This is a genomic window from Nostoc sp., from assembly GCF_054880495.1.
Genome location: NZ_JBTYKD010000377.1, coordinates 1 through 10,400, shown reverse-complemented (window position 1 = coordinate 10,400; position 10,400 = coordinate 1). Strand labels below are relative to the sequence as shown.

Here is a 10,400-nt window from a genome sequence, read left to right as displayed (position 1 = left end):
AAGCCCGAAGATCCACGTCAATTTTATTATGAATGTCCGTTTTTTTGCTTAAGCGCTAATGCCAAGGGTATTCAAGATTTACTCGCGCTCAAGCCGGATATTGCATTGTTAGAGCCAACCGGCAACAATTACAGCAAGCTTTGGGGTACTCACTTAGCCCGCGCTGGGGTAGAAATTCGGTTAGTCGGTCATAAGGAATTACGAAATTATCGAGCTAACCATTTGGCATTACCTGATAAAGATGATGATGCAGATGCTCTGGCGCTGGCGTGCTACTACTTCGACTACCAAAAAGACCCGCGCCGATTTGTCCAAATTCGCGATCGCACTATTGTCAAAATTCGGGAACTGGTGCTTAGGCTGGCACATCTAAACCGCGTTCAGTCCCCGATCATGAATCGTGCGCGTCAAGATTTGGCGTGGCAGTTTCCAGAGGTGGCACTAGTGCGCTCACTTCGCGGTGAAGCTGGTAAAGTGCCGCTACTGTGGGGGTGGCTTGCAAATGAACGCAAAAGTTCCCGCTATGACCGCCTTTACAAAGAATCTGTGGGTTTGGGCATCACTGACACCGTTCGCCAACACGCAAAACGCATCTGTGATCTGCAACGAGAGGAACACGTCATTGAGGCAGAACTAAGGGAACTGCTGGCTAATTCTCAGTTTGAGAATTACCGCACAGTTTTTAAAAGATTTGGGTTTGGCGATCGCCTCTCGTCAGTGATTATTTCCCAGATTTACCCCATTGAAGGGTTCCTGGATGAAAATGGCAAGCCAGAGGTGAGAATCCGCCAGGGGCGAAACTCTAAAAAGCCTACCAAACGCCACCTTTCACTCAGAAGATTTCAAAAAGCTTTGGGCGCTGCTCCTAGCTTGGAAGCTTCCGGCGATAGCCGCAAAGCTAAAGTAGTAGGCGGTTCAGATTTGTGTCGGAAATCTTTGTGGCAGTGGGTGTTTACGAGGATTGAACCCAAGCGATCGCGCCTCAAAAATGAAATTGGTAAAACTTTGGGTGAACAGTTAGATACTGAAAAAGCAGCTGGTCGCCCGGTGAAACTTGTCAGAAACCGGGTTGCAGCCAAAGGAGCGCGTTTGTTGTTCAGAGAATTAGTAAAAGCCTTGGAGTGACAAAATAGAGATTATGACTCCCTATTACAAGTTAGATGAGCATACGCCTGTTGCTGTTGACTTTGAAGAATGGTCTGCCTGGCGCACAACCGCCAATACCCAAGTTATCCTTTCTGTCATTCACGGTTACATCAGCGTTTCAACTGTATTTACTGGGATAAATATTGGCACTGTTGAACAGCCAAAGATTTTTGAGTCATTAGTAACCGGAGGTAGCTGTGATCGCCAAAAACGCTTCTACGCAACTTGGGATGAGGCAATATCTGGGCACTATGACCTTATTATCCAGTCCATCGCCACAACTCCCTATCCCCTAGATTGCTAGAGTGAACGCAGAGATGTACGGCATATAGGGAAGTTTCAAAAATTGCTCCAATCTTATAGGGTGAGATCCTCACCTCACAAGAAATAGTTGGGCGTTGCAAAGACTACAAAAAGATTTGTGAATAGCTGCAATCGCTCTTTCAACAAATGCGGTGATGGTTACTCGTAACCAAAAGGATTTCTCTCAAATTCCCGATTTGGTGCTGGAGGATTGGACACAGTAAAACAGAGAAATTTCAACAAAATGACCAGCCAAACGACAGGAAAAGAGAAGAATGTTAAGATGTCGGTTGTAGAGTTGATTGCAATTTGAATAAGCGATCGCTAGCTGATTGTAATGTCTCAGGTCTTTTGCTGAAGCAGAATCTGATCAATGAATGTCCTTTTTCTGGTTGGCTGAAAAAGCTGGAACCAGGAACTACGGCAACACCAATCTCTTTAATTAGATGGTAAGTGAATTCAATATCTGTTTTGTAGCCGAATTTGGAAATATCTGCAAGCACATAATAGGCTCCTTGGGGAACGAAATAGGGAATGCCAACTTGATCTAGAATCTGTAAAATGCACTCTCGCTTCTGGTGATAAAGTTTGGCTAGTTCTTTATAATAGGATGGTGGCAATTGCATGGCGGCAACTCCGGCTCGTTGCAATGGTGCAGGAGCGCCAACGGTGAGGAAATCATGGACTTTGCGAATCGCTCCTGTCAATTCGGGATTTGCCAAAATGTAACCGACTCGCCAGCCGGTGACGCTGTAAGTTTTAGAAAGGCCGTTGATAGTAACAGTGCGTTCTTCCATGCCGGGAAGGGTCGCTAAGGCGATATGTTGAATATCGTCATAGAGAATATGTTCATAGATTTCATCAGTGAACGCTAACACATCCCACTTTTGACAAAGTTCAGCAATTAAGGTGAGTTCTTCACGGGTGAAGACTTTACCTGTCGGGTTGTGGGGTGTGTTGATAATAATAGCTTTAGTATTGGCATTGAAAGCTTGACGCAACTGTGCTTGATCAAATGTCCAATCGGGGGGATGCAGTGTCACGTAGCGGGGTGTGGCACCAGCTAAAATCACATCAGGGCCGTAGTTTTCGTAATACGGCTCAAATATAATTACTTCCTCACCGGGATCGACTGTCGCCAGCATCACAGCTGCCATTGCTTCTGTGGAGCCGCAGGTGACGGTGATTTGGGTTTCGGGATCGATATCTAAGCCTAGATACCAACGGACTTTTTTGGCGATCGCCTGACGAAAGGGGCGATCGCCCCAAGTGATGGCATACTGGTTGACATCTGCCTCTATTGCTTCGTAAGCTGCCTGTTTTAACTCCAAGGGACAGGGAAAATCAGGGAACCCCTGCGCCAGATTCACTGCACCGTATTGCAGTGCTACCCTTGTCATTTCTCGAATCACCGACTCTCTAAACTGGTTTGCCTTGGCTGATATTTTTTGGCGCACAATCTCACTCACCCCTATACCTTTGTTCATCTCTATTGCGGTTATGCGGGAATTTCTCTAAATCCGCTCAAATCCATAATATCTATAGATTCATCGTAGTATATTCAAATTTCAGATCCAGAGGGAATACAACCTCATAATCTATATACTTAATTATTGAGATGAATAGTCAATTATTAAAGGTACTGATCCAGAATCATCATGAAATCTTTGCACCGTCCCGATCTCTATAGCTGGTCTAATTTCAATCCGGCAAGAAATATTGATTTCAATGGGATTGCCTGGATTCGCCCAGATGGCAACATCTTGATTGACCCAGTAGCCCTATCAAACCATGATTGGAATCATCTGAAATCCCTCGGTGGTGTAGTTTGGATTGTGTTGACGAATTCTGAGCATATCAGGGCAAGTAAAGAAATTGCCGATCAAACCTATGCTAAAATTGTCGGTCCTCTGGCAGAAAAAGACACTTTCCCTATACATTGCGATCGCTGGCTGTCTGATGGTGAAGAATTAGTACCAGGACTTAAGGCGATTGAACTCCAAGGCTCGAAAACTCCCGGTGAATTGGCTCTGTTATTGGAGGAAACAACTTTGATCACAGGGGACTTAGTACGGGCACGCAAAGCAGGTAGCTTAACGATTTTGCCAGATGACAAGCTGCTGAATCGAGAGGAGGCTGTTGCTTCTGTTCGCAGGTTGGCTCAACTGAGTCGGGTAGAAGCTGTGCTGGTGGGAGATGGTTGGCCAGTCTTCCGCGATGGGTGCGATCGCTTACAGGAACTTGCAGCCACGTTGTAAATGGGTGGGGGCGATGCCTACTTTAAGGGCTAGTGGTCTGTCCCATTAATTTTGAGGGGGTTGAGAAACGAACCGCAAAGGACGCGATCGCTCCCTTACAGACTCTGGATGAATAGCGATCACTTAAAGAAATCCGGGAATGATGCGATCGCTATTCATGCAAAGGTAACTATTGAAGCAGGTGTAATATCTGTAATCGCTTGCTGTTGCTCCCTCCATGTTATATGGGGCAAATTTGATTTTGGGTATAACTTTGGCTACTTGAGCTATTCCCGCCAGCAGCAGGGTAAGCGCATCTCAAATGGAATTGACAAAAAATACATTTTGTGTTTTAACGATAGAACAGGAATTTATGGTTCGGTTTATTTCTAGAGGCTAATAGCGATGCCTAATCTATGATCAATAACTAGGGCTTAATGCGATTATTTCGGTCTTTATTGATATTAAAGCTTTCTTATTGACAAGATGCGCTTGCCCTGCACCCCAGTATTCCTAACATACCGCGTTATTCTCGACATACTCTGAATCTACGCTAAACCTTTTCCCGCCGGCAAGTTTCCTTTAAGAAATATTTGGTATCCTAAATTATCCAAATTTTGAATTTCTTTTAAGGGGTGTACGATAAAATTTTTAAGGAGTTTAAAGTGACAATTAAAATATTTAAAGTTCTACCAATGCAATATACCCCCTTTGTTTTTAAAGATGAATTAGGATTCCTTAAAAATCAAGGGATTGAAATGACAGAAGATATAGGTTTAGCCGACATCATACTAGCGTCTAATCTGCGTGTTCTCAGACCTTTAAGAATAGCTTATAGAAAAAAGAAAAAGTATCTCGTTTGGACAAATGAACCGAGATTTGATGTCACATTCAAAAAAATAGACCGAGGATTTTTCTTAATGGGTGATGCCCACATCATGAACATTTATACAGGTGACATATTTGTAAATAATTTTACTCTTCCATTTTTTGATGATTTTTATAGAGAATATTGGAAAGAATCCTTAAAGCCACTAGATAAATTTAATTTTACTGGATTAGATAATCGCCAGATTGTCATAGTTGCAGGATATAGGAATAATCAGAAAACTACAAGTCTGAAAAGAGCAGATAAGGAATTGGATCTATTGTATCTTAGAACCCAGATAGCATTGGCAGGATATCAACTAGGGAAAGTAGATGTTTATGGACCAGGCTGGCCTGATAATATATCCTTAGAAAGTTCAAGACAAGGAGACTATATATCCAGAAAAGTTGAGATTTTAAAACCATATAACTTTAATCTGTGCTTTGAAAATACAAACTTTGATTATTACTGCACTGAAAAAATTTGGGATAGTATTCGCTGCTATTGTCTGCCAATTTACTTTGGGCAGGGAAATAAAATATATGAAGATTTTCCTAAAAATAGTTTCATAGATTATAGTGAGTTTCCCAGTCCAAAGCATCTCTTTGATTATGTCGATACTATGACTGAGCAAGAATTCCTGACTCGCATGAATCTATGTATTAATACTTACAATACAGTTCATGAACAGCTTAAATCTGTTAATAGATATGAAGAATTTATTTTGACGAATGTTCGTAGAATAAAAGAAATAATGGCATCTTAAAACGCACATTCCGCAGATGTTACTCAGGTTATGCTCTAATTGCAGCACCACAATCTGTCCTGGGGCTTCACGGGAGAAAGCAATATTCCCTGGCCCATGTGCTTCACTGATAAAAATTTGCAGTCCGGCAAAAAAATGCTTGGCTGCCACTCTTAAACCTTTGACACCGAGGCGAACATTGGGGTGTTTCCACAGTAGAATATGATGTTCAAAGTAAATTGATTGCTGTTGTCCCAGATGGACATCTACTACAGGTACTACTTCTCCTTCCATTCTTAAATTTAAGTCACCCGAATAAAAAGTTTGTTGGGGATTTCTCAATTCTGGTATCGGTTCACTGCTGAAGTCAGCCATAGTATGGTCTTAAAGATGGTTTAAAGGAAAATCACTCAGCTTAACTATAGTGATTTTATTAACAGGATTGCTACAGGGGCTACAGAACTAGTTACCGAGTGAGTATTGATGGTTGCAATCGCGGCGAACACACCTCAGCAGTTCAATTTTATGCGATCGCCTTTTTAAAGCTGCTCTTACAAGTTTTGATTCAGCAATGCTCCCTGCATCCTAATTCTTAAATTTAGAATTGCTGAGATTTTTTCTGTTGATTTGCCGTAAGGATTCAGGTGTTTGAAACCCAGTCACAGAGATAGTTTCAAAATTGACTTTGGCTTATTAACATACCTTTAGTCGCAATAATGCACGGAAATATAGGCGTTCCGTAATTATTATTGAGAATATAAATTTGTAGTTAATCCCCGGAAAGTATTATCAGGAAACGATTGTAGACATTTTGGTATGACCTGAATCCTTACGATTTGCCGATCTAGCCTGGGTATTCTGGTTCGGAAACGCTCGATTTTTCGGTCAGGAACTTGTAGCGACGCTGTAAATGTGTGGGTAGCAGAGCTAGCTATGCTACCCTACAGGATATTGTGATTCAAATACATGAAAAAGTAAGAAGAATTGTAATGAAAATATTACAGGCCGATGCAAGATCATAGCGCCTGGATTTTATTCTGTTTAACAGGAAAGGCAGGAGGAATACTGCCTTTTATCTCCTACCGGGACTAGAGGGAGCAAGGGTTTGAATCTCGCACAACTTTTGCTTAGACCAAATCATCCGGTGTCGAATCTTATAAGTGATTTGCTCTTCCTCCCTCCTGCCTCTTTCAATTATCAGGAGCAAAGCACGATTCTCCTGTGGAAAGGCTGCGTGATCGAGTGCAGAATATTTACAATATTGTCTAAAATTATGGATAATTCCCCAGTGGTCGCTCAAACAGATGCATCCTTACCAAATCACACTCACGAAAATATACTTTTAGTGGAGTCAGTAGTTGGATCAAATTCTCCTATAAAGGAAAAGGTAGGAACTGACCTTGACTCTCGCATGATGCTGCGGTGTTTAGAACTTGCTCGCCGCGCTTTAGGACGCACTTCCCCAAATCCGCTAGTGGGAGCGGTGATTGTCAAGGATGGCGAGATTGTCGGCGAAGGGTTTCATCCTCGTGCAGGTGAGCCTCATGCAGAAGTGTTTGCCTTGAGGGCCGCAGGCGTTGGCTCTCGTGGTGCAACAATCTATGTCAACCTCGAACCTTGCAATCACTACGGACGTACTCCCCCTTGTTCGGAAGGGTTGATCCAAGCAGGGGTAGCAAAAGTGGTGGTGGGTATGCTTGATCCCAATCCCCTGGTAGCTGGAGGTGGTATTGCCCGTTTACGTGCGGCGGGGATCGAAGTCTTGGTAGGAGTAGAAGAGTCAGGTTGTCATCAGCTAAATGAAGCTTTTGTGCATCGCATTCTTTACAAACGACCTTTGGGAATTTTAAAATATGCCATGACTTTAGATGGCAAAATTGCTACCACCTCTGGTAACAGCGCCTGGGTGACAAGCCAAGATGCTCGCAATGAAGTACATCAACTGCGAGCGGCTTGTGATGCAATAATTGTCGGTGGTAATACAGTCCGACAGGACAATCCTTACTTAACCAGCCATCAGGTGGGGGTACATAATCCCCTGCGGGTGGTGATGAGTCGCCATCTCAACTTACCGGAAAGCGCCCATCTGTGGGAAACTGCGGATGCTCCAACTTTGGTGTTGACAGAGGAGGCTGCTAACCCCGATTTTCAAGAACTGTTGCTCGACAAAGGGGTGGAGGTAGTGAAATTCACATCACTTACACCCGATAAGGCAATGACGTACTTATATAAGCGGGGTTTTTGTAGCGTGTTGTGGGAGTGTGGTGGGATCTTAGCTGCAAGTGCGATCGCTCAAGGAGCAGTGCAAAAAGTTTTAGCATTTATCGCCCCGAAAATCATTGGTGGTAGCATTGCTCCCACACCTGTGGGCGATTTAGGTTTTACTACCATGACTGAGGCGTTGTCTCTAGAACGTGTTCGTTGGCGTGTAGTCGGCTCTGACTGCTTAGTGGAAGGTTATTTTCCCCAAAAAGCCAATAGTCAATAGTAATAACAGTTAGTAACTTTATAGACAAATGTCCTCAAGCCACAATTCCTAAGTGTTAATCGGAATGGATAAACTGCAATACCCTCTATCCCTAAGCTAAAAGCCGCTGGGACTACCTTTCTTGTAATGTTCAAACTCCCATTAACATCTGCGTGGATAAGTCTAACGTCCTTGGATTTTTACCAAGCACGTTTAACACGCTTTCCACTGAAGCGATGTTTTTCCCCTTTTTTATAAACCGGAATTGGGTCTAAATCCAAAAATGACGAAGCACTTGTGTAAGATTCTTCATTAATCACAACAGTCATGCCAATTAATTCAGCTTTGTATTGCAACTGTTGAATAAAACGAGAATGAGGAATACTTACGAAGTTCGTTAGAATCTAACAACACTTGCATTTCGGTTTGTTTCACTAACCACTGCACCAAACTAGCATCATCCAGTTATAAGAGGAGCTTGGCTTGGGCGGTTTCAACCACTGACCAAAGCAAAGCTGACGCATAGTAGGAGTCATCAAACCTCAATGGAATAATTGGCTTAACTCTCTTCAGATTACACAATTACGATCGCAGTTTACAACATGAAGTAGAAGCTGAGACAAGTAAGCTAAATTTAAAATCTAACTTTTGAGATCAACTTTTCCCAGGAAATTAACACCTTTTGCCTGTCGATGGACTCACAAAATCATGTAAATCTACATCCCAAATGCTGATGTAAATAAAATCACATTCTTGGCGGATAATCTGACCTTTAACTGAGCCATTCTTGAAACTAAAATTATCTGACTGGCGCTGTTGTACCTGTTTTAGTCCCTGCTTAATTTTTTCAGTGGCTTGCCCATCTAACAATCCATTTAAGGTAGTCTGCATTACCTGTGGGTCTACCGATTGGGCAAAAGATACCTCAGTTTGACGCAGCACTTGGGAATTACGATCAAATAAGTAGCCAAGGTCAATTTTATCTGGCACAAGTTTGTAAACGACAGCACGGGTTTTGCCCCATGAGCCTCTTAAATCTTGATTTGGTTTGCCGAGGGTAGCTTCTACGATGTTTCTTGCTGTACCTGTAGGGAATGCGGGAACGCTTTCTCTGCTAATAGTGGCAGCTAATTTACTGCGCGGTTTGTTCTGTGGGGTGGAACGCGCTTCTGGTGTGGGAACTGTGTTGGTATTGCCCAGATCCGGCATCGCCTCCTTCTCTGGTTCTGGCTGTGGTGTGGATACTACTACTGCTGCTGGAGTATCTAAAATTACAGGCTTCTTTTTTCGCTGTGGTGTGGATACAACTGGGGGCTTAAAGGTTGGAAAAGGATCGGGAATTACTGGCTGTTGTGGTCGTGAGATTGGTACAACTGGAACTGGAGAAGTTTGGGAAGAAACAGGTGGTTCGGGAGATGGAGAAGTCGTGGGCAAAGATTCTGGTGATGGGGTGGGACTTGTAGCAATAGTTATCTCAGGTTGTTGCTGACGAGTGATGCTAGAAATTGCGATCGCACCAACCAAGCCGCCTACCAGTAAACTACCAATAATTACAACAGGTTTTTGCCAGTTTCCCCCAGAGTCAGACTGGGCGATACCTTCGGTGAGCTTCGCTAACGCAGAATTTTTTTGTGGGGAATATAATGGCTGAGTTTGTCGAGTCGGTGTAGCAGTGGGAGAAAAACTGACTGTGGAAGTATTTGCAACTAACTCAGTCGGTATATTAGTAGCAGACTGCAAGGCGTGTAGCATTTTACTAGCAGTGCTGTAGCGATCGCCAGCATGAGGCTTAATTGCTTGATTGATTACCGCCGCAAATTGGGAAGAGACGTTAGGGGCGTACTGCTGCCAAATTATTTCCCCAGTTTTGGGATCAGTTAGTAGTTGTTGTGAATGTTTACCAATCAGTAGATAAATTGCCGTCAAACCTAAGCTATAGATATCAGTGGCGTAAACTGGACGGCCTACGGCTTGTTCACTAGGCATATATCCAGGCGTACCAATGACTAGCGATCGCGTCGGGTATCCTGGAGAATTCCCCACTGAACGAATTGTTTCTTTGACTGCACCAAAATCAATCAAAACTGGCTTGCCATCACCAGAACGCAGAATGATGTTATCTGGCTTGATATCCCGGTGAATAATCCCTTTGCTGTGAACATAATCTAAGACTGAAAGCAGACTCAAGAGAATTTGCCGAACAGTAGTTTCACTCTCAAATCCTTTGGCTTCGACAATTTTTGTTAGGGTTTGGCCGTGAATCCATTCTTGGACGAGGTAAAACTGCCCGTTCTCAGAAAAGTAGGCGTAGAGTTTAGGAATTTGGTAACTACTTTCACCCAAATATTCCAACGTTGCTGCTTCGCGTTCAAACCGTTGTTGAATAAGTTGGTAGGTTTGCGGATCATTATTGGTTATCGGTTTGAGTTGCTTGATCACACAGCGACGGCAAGAAGGCATGTGGACATCTTCTGCTAGAAAGGTTTCGCCAAACCCACCAGCGCCGATTACCTGAATAACTTGATAACGATTGTTCAGCAGGGTTATTGTCATGAAAAATTACAAGCGTAGACACCAAAGACACTCCGCCTCTGGGCTTGTCGTTAGACATCGCCCTTTTCAAATGTACATCAG

10 protein-coding genes and 1 pseudogene are annotated in these 10,400 nt (G+C 43.3%); 6 read left to right on the top strand and 5 right to left on the bottom strand.

What is annotated here, in order from left to right; genetic code table 11:
* Positions 1-1,125, top strand: a 1,125-nt coding sequence (locus tag ACYTXL_RS31865) for an IS110 family transposase (RefSeq protein ID WP_461928094.1), incomplete at its 5' end; no start/stop codon positions are given.
* Positions 1,126-1,138: 13 nt separating this feature from the next.
* A complete protein-coding gene (locus ACYTXL_RS31860; RefSeq protein WP_461928093.1) occupies positions 1,139-1,450 on the top strand; it encodes a hypothetical protein in 312 nt (103 codons plus the stop codon).
* A 277-nt stretch (positions 1,451-1,727) separates the two neighbouring features.
* On the opposite strand, the gene ACYTXL_RS31855 is transcribed toward ACYTXL_RS31860, so the two are convergent.
* Positions 1,728-2,936, bottom strand: a complete 1,209-nt coding sequence (locus ACYTXL_RS31855) for a pyridoxal phosphate-dependent aminotransferase (protein WP_461928092.1) — start codon at positions 2,934-2,936, stop codon at positions 1,728-1,730.
* Positions 2,937-3,107: 171 nt separating this feature from the next.
* Here ACYTXL_RS31855 and ACYTXL_RS31850 point away from each other — a divergent pair, with 171 nt between their 5' ends.
* From ACYTXL_RS31850 to ACYTXL_RS31840, 3 genes are all read left to right on the top strand, one after another.
* Positions 3,108-3,707, top strand: coding sequence for an MBL fold metallo-hydrolase (locus ACYTXL_RS31850; protein ID WP_461928091.1), 600 nt, complete (start codon positions 3,108-3,110; stop codon positions 3,705-3,707).
* A gap of 60 nt (positions 3,708-3,767) precedes the next feature.
* Entirely contained in the window at positions 3,768-4,079 is a 312-nt protein-coding gene (locus ACYTXL_RS31845) for a hypothetical protein (RefSeq protein WP_461928090.1), read from the top strand.
* A 272-nt stretch (positions 4,080-4,351) separates the two neighbouring features.
* Positions 4,352-5,320 carry a glycosyltransferase family 10 domain-containing protein gene (locus ACYTXL_RS31840; RefSeq protein WP_461928089.1) on the top strand — a complete coding sequence of 323 codons (969 nt, stop codon included), beginning with the start codon at positions 4,352-4,354 and terminating at the stop codon, positions 5,318-5,320.
* On the opposite strand, the gene ACYTXL_RS31835 is transcribed toward ACYTXL_RS31840, so the two are convergent.
* Positions 5,210-5,593: an AIM24 family protein gene (locus ACYTXL_RS31835; protein ID WP_461928095.1), complete on the bottom strand. Its 384-nt coding sequence runs from the start codon at positions 5,591-5,593 to the stop codon at positions 5,210-5,212. The genes ACYTXL_RS31840 and ACYTXL_RS31835 overlap by 111 nt on opposite strands.
* Positions 5,594-6,572: 979 nt before the next feature.
* On the opposite strand from ACYTXL_RS31835, the gene ribD reads away from it, so the two are divergent.
* Positions 6,573-7,787, top strand: coding sequence for a bifunctional diaminohydroxyphosphoribosylaminopyrimidine deaminase/5-amino-6-(5-phosphoribosylamino)uracil reductase RibD (gene ribD, locus ACYTXL_RS31830; protein WP_461921263.1), 1,215 nt, complete (start codon positions 6,573-6,575; stop codon positions 7,785-7,787).
* A 179-nt stretch (positions 7,788-7,966) separates the two neighbouring features.
* Here the strand turns inward: ribD and ACYTXL_RS31825 are convergent, their stop codons facing one another.
* From ACYTXL_RS31825 to ACYTXL_RS31815, 3 genes and pseudogenes are all read right to left on the bottom strand, one after another.
* A complete protein-coding gene (locus ACYTXL_RS31825; RefSeq protein ID WP_461921262.1) occupies positions 7,967-8,095 on the bottom strand; it encodes a hypothetical protein in 129 nt (42 codons plus the stop codon).
* 10 nt (positions 8,096-8,105) lie between these two features.
* Positions 8,106-8,302: pseudogene (locus tag ACYTXL_RS31820) on the bottom strand (hypothetical protein).
* Between the two features lie 136 nt (positions 8,303-8,438).
* Positions 8,439-10,319 carry a protein kinase domain-containing protein gene (locus tag ACYTXL_RS31815; protein ID WP_461921261.1) on the bottom strand — a complete coding sequence of 627 codons (1,881 nt, stop codon included), beginning with the start codon at positions 10,317-10,319 and terminating at the stop codon, positions 8,439-8,441.
* Between the last annotated feature and the right edge of the window lie 81 nt (positions 10,320-10,400).

Excerpts from the sequence above, each read along its gene's own strand:
- ACYTXL_RS31860 (WP_461928093.1), top strand. The coding sequence starts at position 1,139 with ATGACTCCCTATTACAAGTTAGATGAGCATACGCCTGTTGCTGTTGAC.
- ACYTXL_RS31855 (WP_461928092.1), bottom strand. The coding sequence starts at position 2,936 with ATGAACAAAGGTATAGGGGTGAGTGAGATTGTGCGCCAAAAAATATCA.
- ACYTXL_RS31850 (WP_461928091.1), top strand. The coding sequence starts at position 3,108 with ATGAAATCTTTGCACCGTCCCGATCTCTATAGCTGGTCTAATTTCAAT.
- ACYTXL_RS31835 (WP_461928095.1), bottom strand. The coding sequence starts at position 5,593 with ATGGAAGGAGAAGTAGTACCTGTAGTAGATGTCCATCTGGGACAACAG.
- ribD (WP_461921263.1), top strand. The coding sequence starts at position 6,573 with ATGGATAATTCCCCAGTGGTCGCTCAAACAGATGCATCCTTACCAAAT.
- ACYTXL_RS31825 (WP_461921262.1), bottom strand. The coding sequence starts at position 8,095 with ATGACTGTTGTGATTAATGAAGAATCTTACACAAGTGCTTCGTCATTT.
- ACYTXL_RS31815 (WP_461921261.1), bottom strand. The coding sequence starts at position 10,319 with ATGACAATAACCCTGCTGAACAATCGTTATCAAGTTATTCAGGTAATC.